The 21,079-nt window shown below is 69.2% G+C and carries 17 protein-coding genes and 1 pseudogene; 8 read left to right on the top strand and 10 right to left on the bottom strand.

The window, feature by feature from the left end:
• The first annotated feature begins 1 nt into the window (after nt 1).
• On the top strand, nt 2-592 hold the full coding sequence (locus G3A44_RS11990; RefSeq protein WP_163457762.1) for a KdsC family phosphatase: 591 nt from the start codon (nt 2-4) through the stop codon (nt 590-592).
• 11 nt (nt 593-603) lie between these two features.
• Nucleotides 604-1,287: an LPS export ABC transporter periplasmic protein LptC gene (lptC, locus tag G3A44_RS11985; RefSeq protein ID WP_163457761.1), complete on the top strand. Its 684-nt coding sequence runs from the start codon at nt 604-606 to the stop codon at nt 1,285-1,287.
• A gap of 300 nt (nt 1,288-1,587) precedes the next feature.
• Here the strand turns inward: lptC and rbp are convergent.
• Nucleotides 1,588-2,142: pseudogene (rbp, locus tag G3A44_RS23945) on the bottom strand (RNA-binding regulator); the annotation flags it as partial.
• A gap of 273 nt (nt 2,143-2,415) precedes the next feature.
• Here rbp and G3A44_RS11975 point away from each other — a divergent pair.
• The gene (locus G3A44_RS11975; RefSeq protein WP_163457759.1) at nt 2,416-3,057 is read left to right on the top strand and encodes a MarC family protein; all 642 of its coding nucleotides are present in this window, start codon (nt 2,416-2,418) and stop codon (nt 3,055-3,057) included.
• Between the two features lie 21 nt (nt 3,058-3,078).
• Here G3A44_RS11975 and G3A44_RS11970 read toward each other — a convergent pair whose 3' ends face one another.
• Complete coding sequence (locus G3A44_RS11970) at nt 3,079-4,011, bottom strand: LysR family transcriptional regulator (RefSeq protein WP_163457758.1); 933 nt, start codon at nt 4,009-4,011, stop codon at nt 3,079-3,081.
• A 116-nt stretch (nt 4,012-4,127) separates the two neighbouring features.
• On the opposite strand from G3A44_RS11970, the gene G3A44_RS11965 reads away from it, so the two are divergent.
• Both G3A44_RS11965 and G3A44_RS11960 read left to right on the top strand, forming a co-directional pair.
• On the top strand, nt 4,128-5,816 hold the full coding sequence (locus tag G3A44_RS11965; RefSeq protein WP_310734365.1) for a GMC family oxidoreductase: 1,689 nt from the start codon (nt 4,128-4,130) through the stop codon (nt 5,814-5,816).
• A gap of 380 nt (nt 5,817-6,196) precedes the next feature.
• Nucleotides 6,197-6,958: a sulfite exporter TauE/SafE family protein gene (locus tag G3A44_RS11960; protein ID WP_163457756.1), complete on the top strand. Its 762-nt coding sequence runs from the start codon at nt 6,197-6,199 to the stop codon at nt 6,956-6,958.
• A 14-nt stretch (nt 6,959-6,972) separates the two neighbouring features.
• On the opposite strand, the gene G3A44_RS11955 is transcribed toward G3A44_RS11960, so the two are convergent.
• The 3 genes from G3A44_RS11955 to G3A44_RS11945 are packed head-to-tail and all read right to left on the bottom strand — an operon-like array spanning nt 6,973 to nt 10,720.
• A complete protein-coding gene (locus G3A44_RS11955; protein WP_163457755.1) occupies nt 6,973-8,709 on the bottom strand; it encodes an ABC transporter ATP-binding protein in 1,737 nt (578 codons plus the stop codon).
• A 3-nt stretch (nt 8,710-8,712) separates the two neighbouring features.
• The gene (locus G3A44_RS11950; protein ID WP_163457754.1) at nt 8,713-9,768 is read right to left on the bottom strand and encodes an ABC transporter permease; all 1,056 of its coding nucleotides are present in this window, start codon (nt 9,766-9,768) and stop codon (nt 8,713-8,715) included.
• 13 nt (nt 9,769-9,781) lie between these two features.
• Nucleotides 9,782-10,720 carry an ABC transporter permease gene (locus G3A44_RS11945; protein ID WP_163457753.1) on the bottom strand — a complete coding sequence of 313 codons (939 nt, stop codon included), beginning with the start codon at nt 10,718-10,720 and terminating at the stop codon, nt 9,782-9,784.
• A 203-nt stretch (nt 10,721-10,923) separates the two neighbouring features.
• Between G3A44_RS11945 and G3A44_RS11940 the strand changes: the two genes are divergently transcribed.
• Both G3A44_RS11940 and G3A44_RS11935 read left to right on the top strand, forming a co-directional pair.
• Nucleotides 10,924-12,831 carry an ABC transporter substrate-binding protein gene (locus G3A44_RS11940; RefSeq protein WP_239061839.1) on the top strand — a complete coding sequence of 636 codons (1,908 nt, stop codon included), beginning with the start codon at nt 10,924-10,926 and terminating at the stop codon, nt 12,829-12,831.
• 15 nt (nt 12,832-12,846) lie between these two features.
• Nucleotides 12,847-14,703 carry an ABC transporter substrate-binding protein gene (locus G3A44_RS11935; RefSeq protein ID WP_163457751.1) on the top strand — a complete coding sequence of 619 codons (1,857 nt, stop codon included), beginning with the start codon at nt 12,847-12,849 and terminating at the stop codon, nt 14,701-14,703.
• A gap of 31 nt (nt 14,704-14,734) precedes the next feature.
• Here G3A44_RS11935 and G3A44_RS11930 read toward each other — a convergent pair whose 3' ends face one another.
• The 3 genes from G3A44_RS11930 to cynS all read right to left on the bottom strand — a co-directional run bounded on the left by G3A44_RS11930 (nt 14,735) and on the right by cynS (nt 16,377).
• Entirely contained in the window at nt 14,735-15,325 is a 591-nt protein-coding gene (locus G3A44_RS11930; protein WP_163457750.1) for an IMPACT family protein, read from the bottom strand.
• 19 nt (nt 15,326-15,344) lie between these two features.
• On the bottom strand, nt 15,345-15,845 hold the full coding sequence (locus G3A44_RS11925) for an Lrp/AsnC family transcriptional regulator (RefSeq protein ID WP_239061838.1): 501 nt from the start codon (nt 15,843-15,845) through the stop codon (nt 15,345-15,347).
• A 73-nt stretch (nt 15,846-15,918) separates the two neighbouring features.
• Entirely contained in the window at nt 15,919-16,377 is a 459-nt protein-coding gene (gene cynS / locus G3A44_RS11920) for a cyanase (protein WP_259373002.1), read from the bottom strand.
• 248 nt (nt 16,378-16,625) lie between these two features.
• On the opposite strand from cynS, the gene glmS reads away from it, so the two are divergent.
• Nucleotides 16,626-18,467, top strand: a complete 1,842-nt coding sequence (gene glmS / locus G3A44_RS11915) for a glutamine--fructose-6-phosphate transaminase (isomerizing) (RefSeq protein ID WP_163457748.1) — start codon at nt 16,626-16,628, stop codon at nt 18,465-18,467.
• Between the two features lie 170 nt (nt 18,468-18,637).
• On the opposite strand, the gene G3A44_RS11910 is transcribed toward glmS, so the two are convergent.
• Together G3A44_RS11910 and G3A44_RS11905 are read right to left on the bottom strand one after the other, a co-directional pair.
• Nucleotides 18,638-20,080, bottom strand: coding sequence for a multidrug DMT transporter permease (locus tag G3A44_RS11910; protein ID WP_163457747.1), 1,443 nt, complete (start codon nt 20,078-20,080; stop codon nt 18,638-18,640).
• Nucleotides 20,080-20,811, bottom strand: a complete 732-nt coding sequence (locus G3A44_RS11905; RefSeq protein ID WP_203561387.1) for a hypothetical protein — start codon at nt 20,809-20,811, stop codon at nt 20,080-20,082. The genes G3A44_RS11910 and G3A44_RS11905 overlap by 1 nt, the downstream gene beginning before the upstream one ends.
• Between the last annotated feature and the right edge of the window lie 268 nt (nt 20,812-21,079).

Here is a 21,079-nt window from a genome sequence, read left to right as displayed (position 1 = left end):
GATGCGACCTGTCGACTTGACCCAGCCGGTCCTGAACTTCGCCCCCGAGCTGCTGTTGCGCGCCCAGGGCACCGGCGCCGGCATGAAAGCCGCCCTGTTCGACGTGGACGGCGTGCTCACCGATGGCCGCCTGTTCATCGGCGCGGAGGGCGAGACGCTCAAGGGCTTCTCGGTGCTGGACGGCCACGGCCTGAAGTCGCTGCAGCAGTGCGGCATCACCCCGGTGATCATCACCGGCCGTGACTCGCCGGCGGTGCGTCGGCGTGTGGCCGACCTGGGCCTGGCGCATGCCGTCTACGGCGTGGGCGACAAGCTCGCCGCCGCCACCCCGCTGTTGGCCCAGCTGGGCGTGGACTGGCCCGAGGTGGCCGCCATGGGCGATGACTGGCCTGACCTGCCCCTGCTGACGCGTGCCGGACTGGCCTGTGCGCCGCCCAATGCCCATGCCGAAGTGCTGGCCCGGGTGCACCACATCACCCGGCAGCGCGGCGGCGAGGGCGCCGCCCGCGAGTTCTGCGACCTGCTGCTGGTGGCGGCCGGGCGCTATGCCCCGCTGCTGCGCGGGCAGCTGGCGACGCTGGACGGCCGCTGAGACCGCCGCCCGTGGCCGAACCCGCCGCCGCCCCTCTGCCGCCGCCCGCCCCCGACGAGCGCGGTGCGGGCCGTCTGGGCGCCGCTGCGCGGCGCTGGCCCAGCCTGCTGCGCGAGCTTTGGGGGGCGTCACTGCCCTTGCTGTTGATGGCCGTGCTGGCTGCGGGCAGTTGGTGGGCGGTGCGCGTGGCCCCCAAGCAGGAGCGCCTGGCCGCGCCTACCCCGGACGCGACCGAGCCGGACTATGCGCTGGAGTCCTTCACCCTCTGGCGTTATGCCCCTGACGGAGCCTTTGTCGCCGAGATCCGTGGCGAGCAGCTGCGCCACCGGCCGGTGGGCGACACCTTGGAGGTGGACGTGCTGCGGCTGGACCACCGTGGCGCCGATGGCCGGCGCACCCTGGCTTCGGCCCGCCAGGGTTGGGTGGGCAAGGGCGCGGAGGTGGTGGAGCTGCGGGGTGGGGCCCACCTCAGCAGCGCCTTGGCCGGCGCCGAGCCCGTGTTCTTCCAGGGGGAGCATTTCCGCTACGACAGCCGCGTGCAGCGGCTCAGCGGCGACCAGCCCATCCTGGCCCGTCAGGGGCGCAGCGAGTTCCGTGCGCAGGCCCTGGAGTACGACGGCCTGGCCCAACGGCTGACGCTTAAGGGGCCAGCGCGTGTGGTGCTGATGCCGGAGACCGCCGCCCCCGCCCGCTGACGCGGGGCGACCGGCACGCTGAGGCGGGCCGCCGGCATCGGCGCGGGCCCCAAAGCGAACGGGGCGCCCCAAGGCGCCCCGTGTCAGGATCGGTGATCCGCATGGCATCCGGCCGTGCCGGCCGGATGGGCAGGATCAGTAGCCGCCGCGGCCACCGCCGCCGTAGCCGTCGTCACCGCCGCGGCCGCCACGGCCACCGCCGTAGCCGCCGTCGTCGCGGCCGCCACGGCCACCACGGTAGCCACCGTCGTCACCGCCACGGTTACCGCCGAAGTCGCTGCGGCCGCCACGGTTGTTGTTGTTGCCGTAGTTGCCACGGCCACCGTAGCTGTCACCGCTGCCGCCGGCAGGCGCGCCGCCGCCGGAGAAGCCGCCGCCACCGTAGCCGCTGCTTTCGGTGCTGCCGCCGCCTTCAGCGCCACGGCCGCCACCAAAGCCACCGCGGCCACCGCCGCCGTAGGGGCTGCGGCCACCGCCGCCGTAGGGGCTGCGGCCACCGCCGCCATAGCCACCACCGCCGCCGCCGTAACCGCCACCACCGTAGCCGCCGCCGCCACCGCCGCCGAAGCCGCCACGGTTGCCGCCGCCAAAGCCACCCGGACGCTCCTCGCGCGGACGGGCCTCGTTGACGACGATGGCGCGGCCTTCCAGTTGCTGGCCGTTCATGCCTTCGATGGCGGCCTGGGCTTCGGCGTCCGAGCCCATCTCAACGAAACCAAAGCCCTTGGAGCGGCCGGTTTCACGGTCCATCATCACCTTGGCCGACGTGACGGCGCCAAACTCGGAGAAGGCTTGATGGAGGGAGTCGTCACGCACGCTGTAGGACAGGTTGCCGACGTAAAGCTTGTTTCCCATGGGGGAAGCTCCTGATTTCATTCACCAAAAGACTATGTGGAGCTTCAACCCAGCGTGAACCCATCAAGCAAAGGTGCCGCGTCCATACACAGCAATACCAGAGCATGCAAGACATGCTCCAAGACATTATGGGCTTTTTTTTTCTGGAATCACAAAGCCCGTGCCAAGAACTTGTCGTTTTTCTGCTGTGAATCAGGGACTTGGCGGCAGTTTGCACTGGAACGGTGCCAGTTGTGCCCTCGCGCCAGGCGCCGCCACGCGCCAGAATCGCCCATGGACCTCCTCAAGCCCCTGATCGCGCTGCTGGCCATCGTCAACCCGATCGGCGTGGTGCCCTTCTTCATCCACTTCACCCAGGCCTTCACGCCGGCGCAGCGGCGACACACCATCCGGGTGAGCGCCCTGACCGCTTTCGCCGTCATTGCCATCAGCGGCTTGGCCGGGCTCAAGATCATCGAGTTCTTCGGCATCTCCATCGCCTCCTTCCAGGTGGGGGGCGGCATGCTGCTGCTGGTGAGCTCATTGAACATGCTCAACGCCCAGCCAGCCGAAACCCGCCAGGACGACGTGGACCAGGGCCAGGCCAAGGCCGACGCGGGCTCCTCCATCGCCGTGGTGCCCTTGACGGTGCCGCTGCTCACCGGGCCGGCCACCATCTCCACCATGGTGATCTATGCCGAGAAGACCCGTACCTTCTGGGAGCATGCGGTGCTGGTGGGATACGGGGTGGTGATCGCCCTGGCCACCTTCGTGGCTTTCTCGGCCTCAGGGCGCATCGCCAAGGTGCTGGGCCAGACGGGCATCAACGTGATGACCCGGCTCATGGGCCTGATCCTGGCGGCCATGGCGGTGGAGCTGCTGGCCGATGGGCTGGTCAAGCTCTTCCCCATCCTGGCGGCGCACGCCGTCTCCTGAGCCCGGCGCAGGCCCCACCTGTCAGGGGCCGGGTGTGGGGCCCCAGACGGCAGCGGCCACCTCGAACAGCGCGTCGCGGGTGACCGGGTCCGGGCTGTCGCGCCGCGCCACCAGCCACAAGGCGGTGTCCAGCGCATGGGCGCGCGAGACCGCCAAGCCGGACTGGTCGGCCTCGCGCAGCGCCACCGCTTCGCGCGCCAGGCTCAGGCCGAAGCCGGCGCGCACCAGGTCGATCATCGAGGCCTCCTGGTCGACCCGGGCCACCGTGTGGCGCCGTCCCTTCACGCGCTGCAGCAGGGGCTGCAGCAGCTGGTGGTGCACCGATTCGCGCGGGGTGTCGATCCAGGGCAGGGCGGCCAGTTCGGCCCAGCTGCGGCCCTGCAGCCGGGCCTGCCAGCCGCGCGGGGCCACCACCACGTAGCGCACCGGCGCCAGGCGCAGGGTCAGGAAACGGTCGGCGTCGGGCTGCCCCAGGCAGAAGCCCAGGTCCAGCCGGCCGCGCGCCAGCTCCTGCAGCACCCAACCGGACACACCGTGGCGCAGCTCCGGATGCCAGTGCGGGCCCCGTTGGCGCGCCGCGCGCAGGAACTCGCCCAGGCGCAGCGCCGCGGGATCGAGGATGGTGCCCAGCACCACGGGTGTGGGTGCTGGCGCGTCCGCCGCGGCCATGCCGTCGGCCCGGGCCTGGGTGGCGCAATGGTCAGCCAGCTGGGTCAGGCGCGCCATGGCGGCCACCGCTTCGCGGGCGGCCGGCAGAAGCTGTTCGCCCTCGGCGGTGAGGGCCAGGCCGCGCCCGGTGCGGCGCAGCAGCGCCAGACCCAGGCGCTGCTGCAGGGCGGCCAGCTGCATGGACAGGGCCGAGGGGCTGGCGTGCAGGGCGTCGGCGGCACGGCCCAGGGTGCCGTGACGGGCCACGGCCACCAGCGCCTGCAGCTGCCTCAAATCAGGACTCATGGGATTTCAGGATGCCTGAAATCAGAAGAGCGTGCAAAGTGTGCACACCGCGCCGGGGGCGGCCTACAGTGCCGCCAGCTCCCCACCCCGAACGCCCCGCCAGGAGACCGCATTCCGTGAGCGCCACCGCCCAGGCCGACCTTCCGACCTACACCCACATCGTCGTGGGCGCCGGCACCGCCGGCTGCCTGCTGGCCAACCGCCTCTCGGCCCATCCTGATTTCCGCGTGCTGCTCATCGAGGCTGGCGGGCATGACGATTACCACTGGATCCACATTCCGGTGGGCTACCTGCACTGCATCGGCAATCCCCGCACCGACTGGCTGTACCAGACCGATGCAGACCCCGGCCTCAATGGCCGGCGCCTGCGCTACCCCCGGGGCCGGGTGCTGGGCGGCTGCTCCAGCATCAACGGCATGATCTACATGCGGGGCCAGAGCCGTGACTACGACCAGTGGGCACAGCATTGCGGCGACGCCAACTGGCGCTGGGAGCACTGCCTGCCCTTCTTCAAGGCCCATGAGGACCACTGGCGGGGGGGCGATGCGCTGCACGCCGCGCCGGGCTTTGACCCCAGCGGTCAGCGGGCCGGCGGCGAGTGGCGGGTGGAACGCCAGCGGCTGTCCTGGGAGATCCTGGATGCCTTTGCCGCCGCGGCCCAGGAGGCCGGCATTCCTGCCACCGAGGACTTCAACCGCGGCAGCAACGAAGGGGTGGGCTATTTCGAGGTCAACCAGCGCCGTGGTGTGCGCTGGAACGCCAGCAAGGCCTTTCTGCGGCCGGTGGTGGGTCGGCCCAACCTGCAGGTCTGGACCGGTGCCAAGGTGCAGCGCCTGCTGATGACCCGCGGCGCCGACGGCGGCCTGCGGGCGACAGGTGTGGAGATCCTGCCGGAGCAGGGCGGGGCGCCGGTGCGGGCCCGGGCCACGGCCGAGGTGGTCATGGCCGCCGGGGCGGTGGGCACGCCAGCCATCCTGCAGCGCTCGGGGCTGGGACCGGGCGGGCTGTTGCAGGGTCTGGGCCTGCCGGTGCTGCTGGACCAGCCAGCCATCGGCGGCAACCTGCAGGACCACCTGCAGATCCGCGCGGTGTTCAAGGTGCAGGGCGTGCGCACGCTCAACACCCGGGCGGCCCACTGGTGGGGCAAGGCCGCCATCGGCCTGGAGTACCTGTTTCGGCGCAGCGGGCCCATGAGCATGGCACCCTCGCAGCTGGGCGCCTTCACCCGCAGCTCGCCCGAGCACGCCTGGCCCAATGTGCAGTACCACGTGCAGCCCTTGTCGCTGGACGCCTTCGGCGAGCCGTTGCATCCCTTCAACGCCTTCACCGCCAGCGTCTGCAACCTCAATCCCAGCTCGCGCGGGCGCATCCACCTCACCGGCCCCTCGGTGGACGATGCGCCGTCCATCCTGGCCAACTACCTGAGCACCGAGGCTGACCGCCGGGTGGCGGCGGACTCGCTGCGCCTGACCCGGCGCATCGCCGCGCAGCCCGCGCTGGCACGCTACCGGCCCGAGGAGGTCAAGCCCGGCGTGCAGTGGCAGCGCGACGAGGACCTGGCGCGCCTGGCCGGCGACATTGGCACCACCATCTTCCATCCGGTGGGCACCTGCGCCATGGGCCGCGACGACGATCCGGCCGCCGTGGTGGACAGCCGCCTGCGGGTGCGCGGCGTGGCCGGGTTGCGCGTGGCCGACGCCAGCGTCATGCCCACCATCACCAGCGGCAACACCAATGCGCCCACGCTGATGATTGCCGAGCGGGCCGCGGCCTGGATCCGTCAGGCCGCGGATGTCCAGGCCTGACTGTCTACGAGGTCACGATGCACCGACATTGGGCAGGGTTGTCACCAATGCAACAGGCCTGAACACGACCTTAAAGTTCGCGCACTTTCAGCGCCGGGCCTGCGGGACCCACAGCTGAAGGAGGCCGAGGAGACAAGCCGGGCCTAGAAACAAAACTCAAGACAGCCCAACCGTCGGGCTCCCCGCCCTACCCGGGCGGCCCCGACCGGTGATGTGACAATGAAAGGGCGCCAGCCAACCGCTGGCGCCCTTTTCATCTTCTGGGGTCCGACGGGCCCGCGGTCAGGCGCCTCAGGGGGCCGCTTCCCGATGCCCGCGTCGGTGGAGGTGCTGCCCCATCCAGAAGGTGGCCGCCCCTCCCCCTGGATGTTTTCCCGCGCATGCTTGAACTCCTGATCGTGGCCGTGGCCTCCGGCCTGGCTGGCTTCGTCGATGCCATCGTGGGCGGCGGCGGGCTGGTGCTGCTGCCGGCCCTGTTCGCCACCTTTCCCACCACCCACCCGGCCACCCTGGCGGGCAGCAACAAGGGGGCGGCGGTGTGGGGCACGGCCTGGGCGGCCCGCCAGTATGCGCGGCGGGTGGAACTGCGTTGGGGGGCCGTGGCGCCGGCGGTGGCCGCCGCCGGCGTGGGCAGTTTTGCCGGGGCCTGGGTGCTCACCCTGGTCAGCCCGGAGGGGCTGCGCAAAGCCCTGCCGGTGGTGCTGCTGGCCATCCTGGCCTACACCCTGGCCAAGAAGGAGCTGGGTCAGCACCATGCGCCGCGCTTTGCCGGCCGGCGCGAGGCGCTGGTGGCTGGTGGCGTGGGCGGGGTGATCGGCTTTTACGACGGCTTCTTCGGGCCGGGCACGGGCAGCTTCCTGGTGTTCCTGTTCGTGCGGCTGCTGGGCTATGACTTCCTCAATGCCTCGGCCTCGGCCAAGTTGGTCAATCTGGCCACCAACCTGGCGGCGCTGGCCCTGCTGGCCAGCCGCGGGCACATCTGGTGGCAGGTGGCCGCGGTGATGGCGGTGACCAATGTGCTGGGCAGCCTGCTGGGCACGCGCTTGGCGCTGCGCCATGGCGCGGGCTTTGTGCGGTGGGTGTTCATCGTGGTGGTCAGCGCGCTCATCCTCAAGACCGGCTACGACGCCTACCTGCGCTGAGGCGCCGGGCCGCCTCAGCCCCGCGGTGTCCAGCCCCGCGGCACCGCGCCGATGAGGCGGCGGGTGTAGTCCTGCTGCGGCCGCAGCAGGATGTCCTCGGCGCTGGCCTGCTCCACCGCCTCACCCTGGTGCATCACCAGCACCTCGTCGCTGATGAAGCGCACCACCGCCAGGTCGTGGCTGATGAACAGGTAGGACAGGCCGAGCTCGTCTTGCAGGTCGCGCAGCAGGTTCAGCACCTGGGCCTGCACGCTCACGTCCAGTGCGCTCACCGCCTCGTCCAGCACCAGCACCTCGGGCTCCAGGGTCAGGCAGCGGGCGATGGCGATGCGCTGGCGCTGGCCGCCGGAGAACTCATGCGGGTACTTGCCCAGGGCCGAGGCGTCCAGCCCCACCCGGCGCAGCAGGGCTACGGCCCGCGCCTCGCGCTCGGCCTCGCTGCCGCCCAGGCGGTGGATACGCAGCGGCTCCATCAGGGTCTGGCCGATGGCAAAGCGCGGGTTGAGGCTGGCGTAGGGGTTCTGGAAGACGATCTGCAGGCGGCGGCGCATGGCCTGCCGCTCGGCGTCGGGCAGGCGCAGCAGCTCGCGCCCGCCAAACCACACCTCGCCGCCGGTGGGCTCGTGCAGACGCAGCAGGGTCAGGCCCAGGGTGCTCTTGCCTGAGCCGCTTTCGCCCACGATGCCCAGGGTCTGCCCGCGACGCAGGCGGAAGCTCACCCCCTTCAAGGCCGGGTAGGCCCGCCGTCCGAACAGGCCTTCGCGCAGGGGGAAGTGCTTGGTCAGGCCGCGCACCTCCAGCACCACGGGGGCTTCGGGGTCGCGGGGGCGCTGCGGCGCAGGAGGCGGGGCGGTGATGGCGGTGGCCACGGCGGTTTCGCGCGCCATGTGCTCGTCAATCACCGGCAGCCGCAGCGGCTGGCCTTGCAGGCTGGGCCGGCAGGCCAGCAGGGCGCGGGTGTAGGGGTCTTGCGGGGCGCTGAAGATCCGGTCCACCGGCCCCTGCTCCCGCACCTGGCCATGGCGCATCACCACCACCTCGTCGGCGATCTCGCCCACCAGCGCCAGGTCGTGGCTGATGAACAGCAGCGACAGGCCCAGCTTGTCCTTCAGGCGGGCCAGCAGTTCCAGGATCTGGCGCTGGATGGTCACGTCCAGCGCCGTGGTGGGCTCGTCGGCGATCAGCAGCCGGGGCTCGCAGGCCAGGCCCATGGCGATCATCACCCGCTGCTGCTGGCCGCCCGAGAGCTCGTGCGGATAGGCCCGCAGGCGCTGTCGGGGCTCGGGCAGGCCGACCTCTTCCAGCCAATGCTCGGCCCGCTCGGTGGCCTGGCGTGCCGACAGGCCCAGGTGCAGGCGCAGGGGCTCGGCCAGCTGTTGGCCGATGGTGTGCACCGGGTTGAGGGAGGACATGGGGTCCTGGAACACGCAGGCGATCTGCCGGCCGCGCAGGGCCCGCAGCGTGGCCGCCGGGGCGCCCAGCAGGGGCTGGCCCTGCCAGCGCACCTGCCCCTGGCAGTCGGCGTTGTCGGGCAGCAGGCCCACCACCGCCATGGCGGTCACGCTCTTGCCCGAGCCGCTCTCGCCCACCAGGGCCACCGTGCGGTGGGCCGGCACGTCGAAGGACACGCCCTGGCCGTGGCGGCCCACGGCCGGGGCCCAGACGGGGGCCTCGGTCCGGCGGCCCAGACGAAAACGCACCTGCAGGTCCTGCACCTGCAGCAGCGGGGCCTCAGAAAGAGGAGGGGTCATGGGTCAGGCTCCCTGCAGCTTGGGGTCCAGGGCGTCGCGCCAGGCGTCGGCCATGAGGGAGAAGGCGGTGACGAACACCGCCATGAAGGCGGTGGCCGCGGCCAGCTGCCACCAGTAACCCAGGATCAGCTCGCCCTGGGCCTCGGCCAGCATGGTGCCCCAGCTCACCTGGTCCACCGGCACGCCCAGGCCCAGGTAGGACAGGATCACCTCGGCCTTGATGAAGCCCACCACCAGCAGGCTCATGCGCACCAGGATGACGTGGCTGACGTTGGGCAGGATGTGGCGGAACATGCGCGCCCCCGCGCTGGCCCCGATGGCCTCGGCCGCCCGCACGTACTCGCGGCTGCGGTGCTTCATGAACTCCGCGCGCACCTGGCGGTACAGCCCCGTCCAGCCCACCAGGCCCAGGATCAGCACCACCGTGTCCAGGCCGCGGCCCAGCACGGCGGCAAAGGCGAAGATCAGCAGGATGTCGGGGATGGCCGTGAACACGTTGTAAAGCCACTCCAGCAGGTCGTCCACCCAGCGGCCGAAGAAGCCCGCCAGTGCGCCCAGCGTGGTGCCCACGGCGGTGGCCAGCAGCGCCGCCAGCACGCCCACGAAGACCGAGACCTGCGTGCCCTGGATGGCCTTGGCCAGCACGTCGCGGCCCAGGCGGTCGCCGCCCAGCGGCAGGGTCTGGGCGCGTGGGCTCGTCTGGGTGGCATAGGCCTTGGCCCGCTCGGCGATCTCGGCATAACGCGGGGCCAGCGGGTCCAGGTCGCTCAGGTCCACCGGAGGGCCGTCCGGCGAGGCCAGCGCCGCCGTGGGTTCGGGCGGCAGTGGCCCGACCAGGGTGGGGGCGGCATGGGGCACGCCCACCTCGCGCTGCCAGTCCCCGGCCACCAGGCCGGCCGCCGACAGGGCGATCAGGGCCAAAAAGGCCAGCACCACCCCCAGGCTGGCCAGGCCCACCCGGTCGGTGCGGAAGCGTCGCCAGGCCGCCTGCCACACCCCCTGCGGGCGTGCGGCCGGCGGCGGGGCGGGCGTGGCGTCATGCGTGGTCAGGGGATACATCGCGGGGTCCTCCTCAGCGCAGCACCACGCGCGGGTCCACCGCCTTGTAGAGCAGGTCCGTGGCCAGGTTGATCAGCATGGTCAGCAGCGCCAGGTAGATGGTGACCGCCTGGATGACCGGGTAGTCACTGCGGTTGACCGCCAGCAGCACCTCGCGGCCCAGGCCGGGGATGGAGAAGAACACCTCGATCAGGAAGGAGCCCACGAAGATGCCCGGCAGGGCCAGCGCCACATTGGTCAGGATGGGGATCATGGCGTTGCGCAGCACATGGCCAAACAGCACCCGGCCCTCGGGCAGGCCCTTGGCGCGGGCGGTGCGCACATAGTCCTGCCCCAGCTCGTCCAGGAAGAAGCTGCGGTAGAGCCGGGTCTGGGGCGACACCCCCACCAGCACCGCCAGCAGCGCCGGCAACGGCACATAGGTGGTCAAGTTGGTCCAGGTGGAGTCGCTCCAGCCCTGCACCGGGAACCAGCCCAGCTGGAAGCCGAACAGGTACTGGCCCACGATCACATAGACCAGGAAGGAGATGGACAGCGCCACGGTGGTCACCACCATCAGCACCCGGTCGGTGAGCGAGCCGCGCACATAGGCCACGCCCAGGGCGATGGGAATGGCCAGCAGCGTGTCCAGCAGCAGGATGGGGGCCATGACCGTCAGGGTGGCGGGCAGGCGGCTGGCAAAGAGCTGGCTCACCGGCTCCTGCGTGGCCCAGCTGCGGCCCCAGTCGAAGGTGGCGATCTGCTGCAGAAAGATGCCCAGCTGCACCCACCAGGGCTCGTTCAGGCCGAGCTGGTCGCGGATGGCCTCGATCTGCGCCGGGGTGGCGTTGAGGCCGCCCATGATCTCGGCCGGGTCGCCGCCAAAGAACTTGAAGAGCGCGAACACCAGCAGCACGACCCCCAGCAGGGTGGGGACCATCTGCCACAGGCGCCGCAGTAAATAGGCCGCCATGGAGAGACCTTGGTTCAGGAGTGCAGGAAGGCCGGGGCGCGCCCCGGCGGGTGCGCCGCAGTGTAGGGGCCGGGCCGTTGGCGGGTGGAGCGGGATGACCACGGGCGCGGTGAGGGCCCGCATGGACTATCGTCGGCGGCCTCTATGCTTGCTGGCGGCCGCTGCCGTCCTGTCGCACCGTCTTTGCCATGCTGGTCTTTCCGTTGCTTCCCCCCCTTATCCGCCGGCCCGCGGGGCGCGCCAGCGCGCTGGCCCGGGTGGTCTGCGGGGCCGCCTGCCTGGTGCTGTCCGCTCTGCCGGGCGCCAGCGCGGCCACCGCGCCGTCCACCGCTGCGCCTGTCGCCGCCTCGGCCCCCTCAGCGGCTGCGCCCGCTCCCCGGGTGCTGCGTTACGCCTTTCCCACCGCCGAAACCGGTTTTGACCCGGCGCAGATCTCTGACCTGTACTCGCGCACCATCGCCGCGCACATCTTCGAGGCACCGCTCACCTACGACTACCTGGCCCGTCCCGCGCGCCTGCGTCCCCAGACCGCCGCAGCCCTGCCCGAGGCCTCGGCCGACTTCCGCACCTGGACCTTCCGCCTGCGCCCGGGCATCTACTTTGCCGACGACCCGGCCTTTGGCGGTCGGCGCCGCGAGCTGGTGGCCGAGGACTACGTCTACAGCATCAAGCGCCTGTACGACCCGCGCTGGAAGAGCCCCACCTTGGGCCTGCTGGAGGGCAGCCGCATCCTGGGCCTGTCTGAGCTGCGCCAGCAGGCGATCCAGGGCCAGCGACCCTTTGACTACGACGCCCCGGTGGAGGGGCTGCGCGTGCTGGACCGCTACACCTTCCAGCTGCGCCTGGCCGAGCCCGCACCCCGCATCCACTACTACTTTGCCGATGGCGCCATGCTGGGCGCGGTGGCCCGCGAGGTGGTGGAGCACTACGGCGACGAGATCATGGCCCACCCGGTGGGCACCGGCCCCTTCTTGTTGGCGCAGTGGCGGCGCTCCTCGCGCATCGTGCTGGCACGCAACCCCGGCTTCCGAGAAGAGCGCTTTGACGCCGAGCCGCCGGCGGACGACCCCGTCTCGCAGGCCATCGCCCAGCGGCTGCGGGGCCGGCGCCTGCCCCTGCTGGACCGGGTCGAGGTGAGCATCGTCGAGGAGTCCCAGCCCCGGCTGTTGGGCTTTCTCAATGCCGAGCACGACCTGCTGGACCGCCTGCCGCCCGAGCTCTCGCCCCCCATCCTGCCTCATGGCCAGCTGGCACCGCACCTCCAGAAAAAGGGCGTGCAGCTTGAACGTGTGGCGGGCGTGGACATCACCTACGCCTACTTCGGCATGGAGAACCCGGTGGTGGGCGGCTACGGCCCGGCCCAGGTGGCCCTGCGCCGAGCCATTGCCTTGGCCTATGACGCCCAAGCCGAGCGGCAGCAAATGCGCAAGGGCCAGATGCTGCCGGCCCAGTCCATCGTGCCGCCGGGGGTCTCGGGCTTCCAGGCCGGCCTGCGCACCGAGATGAGCCAGCAGGACCTGCCCCGCGCCCTGGCCCTGCTGGACCTCTATGGCTTTGCCGACCGCGACGGCGACGGCTGGCGCGAGCGGCCCGACGGCGGCCCGCTGCACATCGAGTTCTCGTCGCAGACGGACCAGATCTCGCGGCAGCAGCAGGAGCTGTGGAAAAAGGCCTTTGACGCCCTGGGCCTGCAGGCGACGTTCCGCATCGCCAAGTGGCCCGAGCAGCTCAAGGCCTCGCGCGCGGGCAAGCTCATGATGTGGAGCGTGTCCTGGAGTGCGGCCACCCCGGACGGCGCCTACTTTCTGGACCTGATGTACGGGCCCAACAAGGGTCAGGCCAACCATGCGCGCTTTGACTTGCCCGAGTACAACCGGCTCTACCGCCAGCAGTCCTCGCTGCCCGACGGGCCGCAGCGCGAGGCGGTGATCCTGCAGATGAAGAAGCTGGGCGTGGCCTACATGCCCTACAAGGTGGTGGGCCACCGCATGATCAACGACCTGATGCACCCCTGGGTGATCGGCTACCGCCGCCACCCCTTCCTGCGCGAGAACTGGCGCTACGTGGACGTGGACCCCGAGGCGCAGGCCCGCGCGGGCGTGGCGCGATAAGCCGTCGTGCCCCCCATGCCGCACCGAACCCGCCCTGAGGACCCCGCCCGGCGGCACCTGGTGGCCCAGGCAGGCAGCTTGGCCGCGGGCGTCGCGGTCGGCGGTCTGCTGCCGTCACCGGCGGCCGGCGCAGCCTCCGCGCCGCCCGAGGTCGCCGGGCGCCGGGTGCTGCGCTATGCCTTTCCGGCTGCCGAGACCAGCCTGGACCCCGTCAAGCTCAGCGACCTGTACTCCCGCACCCTGACCGCCCACATTTTTGAGGCGCTCTACACCTACGACCACCTGGCCCGGCCGGCCCGCGTCAAGCCCCTCACCGCCGCGGCCCTGCCCGAGCACACCGACGACTACCGGGTGTGGACGGTGCAGTTGCGTCCGGGCATCTTCTTTGCCGATGACCCGGCCTTTGGCGGACGCCGGCGCGAGCTGGTGGCCGCCGACTATGTGTACGCCCTCGAACGCTTCGCTGACCCCGCCCTCAAGAGCCCGGTCTGGAGTTTTGTGGACAGCTATGGCTTGGAGGGACTGGCCGCCAAGCGCCAACGTGCGATCGAGCGCCGCCAGCCCTATGACTACGCCGCCCCGGTGGCCGGCCTGCGGGCTCTGGACCGCCATACCTTGCAGTTCCGCCTGCAGGCCCCCCGGCCGCGTTTCATCGAGTTCCTGGCCGAGAGCGACCTCTTTGGCGCCGTGGCCCGTGAGGTGGTGGACCACTACGGCCCGGCCATCGATGCCCATCCTGTGGGCACCGGCCCCTTCAAACTGGCGCAGTGGCGGCGGGGATCGCTCATCCGCCTGGTGCGCAACCCGGGCTACCGCGAGCGACGCTACGACGCCGAACCCGCCCCGGACGATGCCCAGGGCCAGGCCATACTGGCCCGGCTGCGCGGCCGCCTGCTGCCCCTGGTCGATGAGGTCGAGGTGGCCATCGTCGAGGAGGCGCAGCCCCGCTGGCTGGCCTTTCTCAACGGCCAGCATGACCTCATCGAGAACGTGCCTGCCGACTTCGTGGCCCTGGCCATGCCCCATGGCCGCCTGGCGCCTCATCTGGCGCACCAGGGCGTGCAGGGCCAGCGCAACCTGCGGGCCGACTGCACCGTCACCGTCTTCAACATGGCCGACCCGGTGGTGGGCGGGCTGGACACCGCCCAGGTGGCGCTGCGCCGCGCCCTCTCACTGGGACTGGACGTGGCCCGGGAGATCCAACTCGTCTACCGCGGCCAGGCCGTGCCGGCCCAGGCCAGCGTGGCGCCCCACACCCGCGCCTACGACCCCCGGTTCCGCTCCGAGATGAGCCACCACGACCCCGCCCGCGCACGGGCCCTGCTGGACCTGCACGGCTTTGTGGACCGCGACGGCGACGGCTGGCGCGAGCGCCCCGACGGCAGCCCCCTGCGCCTGGAGTGGACCACCGAGACCACGCAGCGCGCCCGCCAGCAGGCCGAACTGTGGCAGCGCGACCTCACCGCCCTGGGCGTGCAGGTCCAGTTCCGCTTTGGCAGCTTCCAGGAGAACCTCAAGGCCGCGCGGGCTGGCCGCTTCATGGTCTGGGGCGTGGGCGGCCTGTCCGCCTCGCCCGACAGCCAGGGCGCCCTGCAGCGCTATGACGGCACCCAGATAGGCGGCCAGAACCTGGCGCGTTTTGACCATCCGGAGGTCACCGCCCTGTACCAGCGCCTGAGCGGCCTGCCCGACGGACCGCAGCGCGACGCCGTCTTCAGAGAGGTCTGGCGCCACGGGGCCGTGTGGATGCCCTACCGCGCCCGCCTGCACACCCTGGTGACCGACCTGCAACACCGCCAGGTCACCGGCTACCGCCGGCCGCTGTTCTGGCAGGAGTGGTGGCACATGGTGGACGTGGCGCCGCAAGCCTGAGCCTTGGCGCGCGCGGCGGCGGCGGCTGGGCTCAGTCCGGCCGCCACCAGCCCAGCTGGCCGCGGCCCCCGTCCTCCAGCGCCCTGCGCAGGGCCGGTGCCGCGTCTTCGGGCAGGGCAAAGCGCAGCCGCACCAGCGCCCCGTGGTCCACCGCCTGCAGCGTGGCGCCATGGGTGTCCAGCTGGCGGCGCAGCCAGCCCTCCAGGGCATAGGGCACCTCGCAACCCAGGGTGACCAGGCGCTGGCGCGGCACCCGCACGGCGCCCTGCAGGGCGGTGGCCACCGCGTCGGTGTAGGCCCGCACCAGGCCACCCGCGCCCAGCTTCACACCGCCAAAGTAGCGCACCACCGTGGCCAGCACGCCGTCCAGGTCCTGGTGGCGCAGCACGTTGAGCATGGGCAGGCCGGCGGTGCCACCGGGCTCGCCGTCGTCCACCGCCGCGCTCTGGCCGCCGGCCAGCAGCGCCCAGCACACATGGGCCGCGCCGGGGTGCTCGGCCCGCAGGGCGGCCACCACCGCCTGCGCCTCGGCGCGGTCGGCCACCGGCCGCACGCAGCCAATAAAACGGCTCTTCTTGATCACCAGCTCGGCCTGGGCCGGCCCGTTCAGGCTGTGGGACATGGGCAGGACTCCCGGCTTCTCAGGGCGCCGGCACGGCGGGGTTGAACTTGGCGCGCTTCAAGGCAAAGAAGCTCTTGACGTTGCGCACATTGGCATCTTGGGTGAACAACCGCTGCGTCACCGCCAGGTAGGCCGGCATGTCGGCGGCCCACACCACCAGCACAAAGTCGGGCCCGGGCGAGACGCGCCAGACCTGCTGCACCGCCGCCTCGGCCACCGCGCGGGCCTCAAACGCATCCAGCGCCTCGGCGCCCTGGCGGTCCAGCGTCACTTCGCACAGCGCCTGCAGGCCACGACCGGCAAAGGCCGGCGCCAGCAGGGTGGTGAAGCGCTCGATCACCCCTTCTTCGCGCAGGCGCTTGACGCGGCGCAGCGCGGTGGCGGGCGAGACATGTGCCGCCTCGGCCAGCGCCTGGTTGGTCAGGCTGGCGTCGGCCTGCAACAGGCCCAGCAGACGCCAGTCAATGGCGTCCAGTTCCACATCAACACCGGTGGGAAGTTCCATGCAGGCATCTTGCATGAAATTTCCTGCCGAGCCCGGCCGGCGCAGGCCGGCCGCAACGCGGGACCCCGGGCGAAAAGCCCCTTGCCGCTCAATACGTCTTGTAGGGCAGGAACTTGCCGCTCATGGTGATGCTCACCCGGTCGCCCTTGGGGTCGGGCTCGCGCTGCAGGTCCATCTTGAAGTCGATGGCGCTCATGATGCCGTCGCCAAACTCCTCATGAATCAGCGCCTTGAAGGTGCTGCCGTACACGCTGACCAGCTCATAAAAGCGGTAGATCAACGGATCGGTGGGCACGGCGGTGGGCAGGCTGCCCTTGTAGGGCACCACCTGCAGCCACTTCTGATCCTCAGCGCTCAGCCCAAAAATCTCGCCCACGATGGCGGCCTGCCGGGCATCCAGCGTCATCTGCCCCAGGCAGGCGGCCGTCACCCACTCTTTGCTCAGGCCCACCTGCGTGGCCACATCGGCCCACTTCAGGCCCTTGGACACCTTGGCGGTGATGATCTTCTCGGTCACGTCCAGCCGGCTCATGCGTGTGTTCTCCATTCAGGGTGAGACAGGGCGGCCGCGCCAGCCCTGGCGCCCCAGGCCGGGGCGCAGGCGGGGTGGGTGCAAGAGCCAGTCCAGGGGACGAGGCGCCGGCTGTGGATGGAATATTTCTTGTATGTGTATTTGATGACTAAAAATTTCCCATCTGATTTTGATGGGTGATTTGTTTCATATGAGGCCTTCATATGAAAGCAAACGTCTTTCTCTCCAGCCTACGATGAGCGCATCTTCAGGAGAACCGCAACATGTGTGGCATCGTCGGCGCCGTCAGCACCCGCAACATCGTCCCCATCCTGGTGCAGGGCCTGCAAAGGCTGGAATACCGGGGTTATGACAGCTGCGGCGTGGCGGTGCACCAAGGCGGCGCCCTGCGCCGCAGCCGCTCCACCGCCCGCGTGGCCGAGCTGCGCCAGCAAATTGACGCCGACGGCGTGGCCAGCGGCACCGGCATTGCCCACACCCGCTGGGCCACCCACGGCGCGCCGGTGGTGCACAACGCCCACCCGCACTTCTCGGGCGGCAAGATCGCCCTGGTGCACAACGGCATCATCGAGAACCACGACGAGCTGCGCGCCGAACTGCAGGCCAAGGGCTATGTGTTCGAGAGCCAGACCGACACCGAGGTCATCGCCCACCTGGTGGCCCACCTCTATGACGGTGACCTGTTTGACACCGTGCAACGCGCCGTGGCCCGCCTGCACGGCGCCTACGCCATCGCCGTGTTCTGTCGTGACGAGCCGCACCGCGTGGTGGGCGCCCGCTACGGCTCGCCCCTGGTGCTGGGCCTGGGGGATGACGCGGACCCCGAAGCCCGCTACCTGGCCTCAGACGCCATGGCCCTGGCCGGCGTGACCGACCGCATCGTCTACCTCGAAGAAGGCGACGTGGTGGACCTGCAACTGGGCAAGCACTGGATCTCCGAGCGCCTGGCCGACGACAACTTCGCCCCCGTGCTGCGCGACGTGAAGATCGTGCACGCCCACACCGGCGCCGCCGAGCTGGGCCCCTACCGCCACTACATGCAGAAGGAAATCTTCGAGCAGCCGCGCGCCATTGCCGACACCCTGGAAGGCGTGGAAGGCATCACCCCCGAGCTGTTTGGCGACGGCGCCTACCGCGTGTTCAAAGCCATTGACCGCGTGCTGATCCTGGCCTGCGGCACCAGCTACTACTCAGGCTCCACCGCCAAATACTGGCTGGAAAGCATCGCCCGCATCCCCACCAGCGTGGAAATTGCCAGCGAATACCGCTACCGCGACAGCGTGCCTGACCCGCGCACCCTGGTCGTCACCATCAGCCAAAGCGGTGAGACGGCTGACACCCTGGCCGCGCTCAAGCACGCCCGCAGCTTGGGTATGCCGCACACCCTGACCATCTGCAACGTGGCCACCAGCGCCATGGTGCGCGAGTGCGAGCTGGCCTACATCACCCGCGCCGGCGTGGAAGTGGGCGTGGCCAGCACCAAGGCCTTCACCACCCAGCTGGCCGGCCTGTTCCTGCTCACCCTGGCCCTGGCCCAAGTGCGCGGCACCACCACGCCCGAGCAAGAGGCCGTCCACCTCAAAGCCATGCGCCACCTGCCCGTGGCCCTGCAAGCCGTGCTGGCGCTGGAGCCCCAGGTGGTGGCCTGGGCCGAAGCCTTTGCCCGCAAAGAAAACGCCCTCTTCCTGGGCCGCGGCCTGCACTACCCCATCGCCCTGGAAGGTGCGCTCAAACTCAAGGAAATCAGCTACATCCACGCCGAGGCCTACCCGGCCGGTGAACTCAAACACGGCCCCCTGGCCCTGGTGACCAGCGCCATGCCCGTGGTGACCGTGGCCCCCAACGACGCCCTGCTGGAAAAGCTCAAAAGCAACCTGCAAGAAGTGCGCGCCCGAGGCGGTGAACTCTTCGTGTTCGCCGACGCCGACACCCGCATCGAAAACGCCGAAGGCCTGCACGTCATCCGCATGCCCGAACACTACGGCGCCCTCTCCCCCATCCTGCACGTGGTGCCGCTGCAGCTGCTGGCGTATCACACGGCGTGTGCGCGGGGGACGGATGTGGACAAGCCGCGGAACCTGGCGAAGTCGGTGACGGTGGAGTGAGGGGGAAATCGTTGACTGGAGCAAATCAAGTCGGCCGACGGTCTTGGTAGCGAGGCGGCAAACGGAGTGTGGCAAATAAAGGTCGTCGAAGCTGCGAGTCCGAAGTAGTAACGCGGCTTTGCAGAGCAGCCGCCACCGGCGCATGAGCCCAGCACAGGAGTGCCGGCTGGTCAAACAAAGAAAACACCGCTCTTCAGGGTCTCGTCAAACGCGTCGTACGTGTTGCTTCGGTGAAGAAGACGAACTTGCCAAAGGAAGAACGAACGAATCACCTGCCCTTCAGCGGCAGGGAACTCGCGATATGTAGTTCCGCGAGAGACCAAGGCAGCACCGCAGACCCCGCTCAATGGCCCTGGCCTTACCGGCCCCCAGCCGGCATTCCAGTGAACGTAATCCGCAACCACTTGTTCATTCCCCCAAACCTCGAGCATGGTGCCCGCTGGGCGCACTTCTGTCCGAACAGTCCCCAGGAGCGTCGGCACAAACAATCTGGATGGGTAGAGATCCAATTGCAGGTATCCCATGCGATCAAAGTCCATCAACCCGGCCAAAGGCAAGGACCCAGACGGAGCGTCTAACAGTTGTTCTATGGGCAGCGCTTCCAACCAAGTCGACCTGTCAAGCGGAGCGGTTGGATTGCTTGGGGGTGTCGGCATGTTGCGCCAGAAGAAATCGAGATACGCAGCTAAATCCGCGTCTGCTACTTCGCTGTCGTCGATTCGCAGCCAGCGCACCAGCGACACCTCCACGCAGCGCCCCATAGTCATCTCGACGGGCGTGCTGAGCGCGATCAGCTCATCACCGGGCCGCTCGGCTGCGACGCGATCGACAACACCTCGCAGGACGCCTTCGATTGCATCTGCATCCCCGCTGAAGTCCTCTCGCACCGGCACCCATGCCGGACGTGATGGTCTCAGCGCAGCCAGCGTTGGATGAATAGGCAATGCTCTGAGCGCCAAGTAGCGAGCGACGTCAGACGGCAGCCCCCACAACCGTTCCGCTACAACCAGCGTGCGCAGGTAAGCTGAGATTGCACGAAGGGCGGCACGTGCAGAGTACGAGCCTACGAAACCCTCACCCAGCGGTCGCGCAAAGTGTCCGAGGTCGCCTTGAAAGGGCGCTTCGGGGTAGGCCATCCGATTCTGAGCCCACTCGAACGCCATCTGGCGAATCAGGGGGAGCCCGGTTGGAAGTTCCAGCCTGTTCAGCGCAGTCCTGAAGACTCGGGCTACCTCTCCTCCCTGAACCCCATCGAAGTCGCTGGGTGTTTCGAAGTTCTGCGGTGCCGCTTCAAAGTCAGCATGTGTGGCCTGCGCAGTGAACCCGAGCGCCTCTAGGAACAGATGAGACAACAGTGACGGTTTTGGCGTGTGGGCTGGGAGTTCAGCGCTTGGTGTGTAGCCATGCGTACTCGCGGCCATCCAGAAAATGCAAAGCACCTCAACAACTTCCGCTTCGAGCTTGCGCGAGTGCAGCAGTTTCAGCAGCGCTGCCTCAGTCGCGGTCGTTGTCGCGGGATCGCCCAGTCTTGCAGCAAGCGCCTGAATGCTCCACCACCGACTGGCTGGAGTCGGCCAGCCAAGACGAGCGATCAGAATTCGAAGATCGTCCATCAAACCTCCGGCGCATCAAGAGCAGCCAACTCGGCTCTCCAGCGAGGCACAGCCAAAGGAAGGGTTCGGGTGTCTTCGCGTACGCAATCGACCATGACCTGCGCGAATGCAATTGCCGCGTCAATCCGCCCCTGCTTGACATAGAAATACACCATCGCCTCGCCCGGTGCCAATCGCGGTCGCTTTGGTTCACCGAACATGGCATAGGCCGTCTCGATCACGAAATCATCGCAAGACTTCGGGTAGTGCTGGACTACCAAGTCGAGCCGGGCAAGCGTTTTCTCTTCACTCTCCACGTAGCCGACCCATGCGCCGCTGTTGATCTGCGCGCTAACAAGGTATTTCCAAGCAGCTTTCAACCCGCTCAACTTGCGTCGGGTGTGAAAGGCAGGGGTGGAAAGGTGAAGCAGGTTACGCCCTCGGCCAGCTAGGAGCGGCTTCTCAAGCGCGTCAAGAATCCGCTTTCCTTGGCCTTGCTTCTCCCAGTACCGATACCAGGCCAGAAGCGCCGCTTCGTCGTCGTAACCACCACCCGATAGACGATCGAGCAAGGCCTGCAACTGCTCGGGTTCGAAGGTGGAAACGTCACCGTCGAAGGGTTTCCCTTTCATATCGGAGCTTGTATGTTCTTCTCGCTCCAGCACGCCGATGTCCCACCCACCGTGAGTGTTGAGCTCGTGCAGTCGCTCTGCGGCACCGGCGACGCCCTCTTTGGCAAGACGTTGCAGCACATCGCCAATTTCTGGATGAAGGCCTGTGCGCATTAACGCTGCCAGCGGCCAACCAGCCTTCACACCTTGCTCGACGTACGCCCTCAGGCTGTTTTCAGCCTGATGCCACTCCCCAGCGTCGACATGCTCCTCGTACTTAGCTGTCAGGTCCCGGACGAATACCTTCTAAAAAGTAGACGTCCGTTGCTGCTGGGGCGGGCCGTGTTGGCTGAGGTCGTGGCAGCATGGAAGGGCCGGAGGCCGACATGCTGATCAAGTTGCACAAGAA

This window comes from Ideonella livida (genome assembly GCF_010499455.1).
Lineage (GTDB): Bacteria > Pseudomonadota > Gammaproteobacteria > Burkholderiales > Burkholderiaceae_C > Ideonella > Ideonella livida.
Note: the sequence above shows the minus strand (reverse complement) of the source record. Positions and strands in the feature narration are given on the sequence as shown.

Bases quoted from the DNA above. Each gene is read 5' to 3' on its own strand.
- glmS (WP_163457748.1), top strand. From the start codon at position 16,626: ATGTGTGGCATCGTCGGCGCCGTCAGCACCCGCAACATCGTCCCCATC.
- G3A44_RS11925 (WP_239061838.1), bottom strand. From the start codon at position 15,845: ATGCAAGATGCCTGCATGGAACTTCCCACCGGTGTTGATGTGGAACTG.
- cynS (WP_259373002.1), bottom strand. From the start codon at position 16,377: ATGGAGAACACACGCATGAGCCGGCTGGACGTGACCGAGAAGATCATC.
- G3A44_RS11990 (WP_163457762.1), top strand. From the start codon at position 2: ATGCGACCTGTCGACTTGACCCAGCCGGTCCTGAACTTCGCCCCCGAG.
- G3A44_RS11910 (WP_163457747.1), bottom strand. From the start codon at position 20,080: ATGGACGATCTTCGAATTCTGATCGCTCGTCTTGGCTGGCCGACTCCA.
- G3A44_RS11935 (WP_163457751.1), top strand. From the start codon at position 12,847: ATGCCGCACCGAACCCGCCCTGAGGACCCCGCCCGGCGGCACCTGGTG.
- G3A44_RS11975 (WP_163457759.1), top strand. From the start codon at position 2,416: ATGGACCTCCTCAAGCCCCTGATCGCGCTGCTGGCCATCGTCAACCCG.
- G3A44_RS11955 (WP_163457755.1), bottom strand. From the start codon at position 8,709: ATGACCCCTCCTCTTTCTGAGGCCCCGCTGCTGCAGGTGCAGGACCTG.
- G3A44_RS11950 (WP_163457754.1), bottom strand. From the start codon at position 9,768: ATGTATCCCCTGACCACGCATGACGCCACGCCCGCCCCGCCGCCGGCC.
- G3A44_RS11945 (WP_163457753.1), bottom strand. From the start codon at position 10,720: ATGGCGGCCTATTTACTGCGGCGCCTGTGGCAGATGGTCCCCACCCTG.
- G3A44_RS11930 (WP_163457750.1), bottom strand. From the start codon at position 15,325: ATGTCCCACAGCCTGAACGGGCCGGCCCAGGCCGAGCTGGTGATCAAG.
- G3A44_RS11960 (WP_163457756.1), top strand. From the start codon at position 6,197: ATGCTTGAACTCCTGATCGTGGCCGTGGCCTCCGGCCTGGCTGGCTTC.
- G3A44_RS11970 (WP_163457758.1), bottom strand. From the start codon at position 4,011: ATGAGTCCTGATTTGAGGCAGCTGCAGGCGCTGGTGGCCGTGGCCCGT.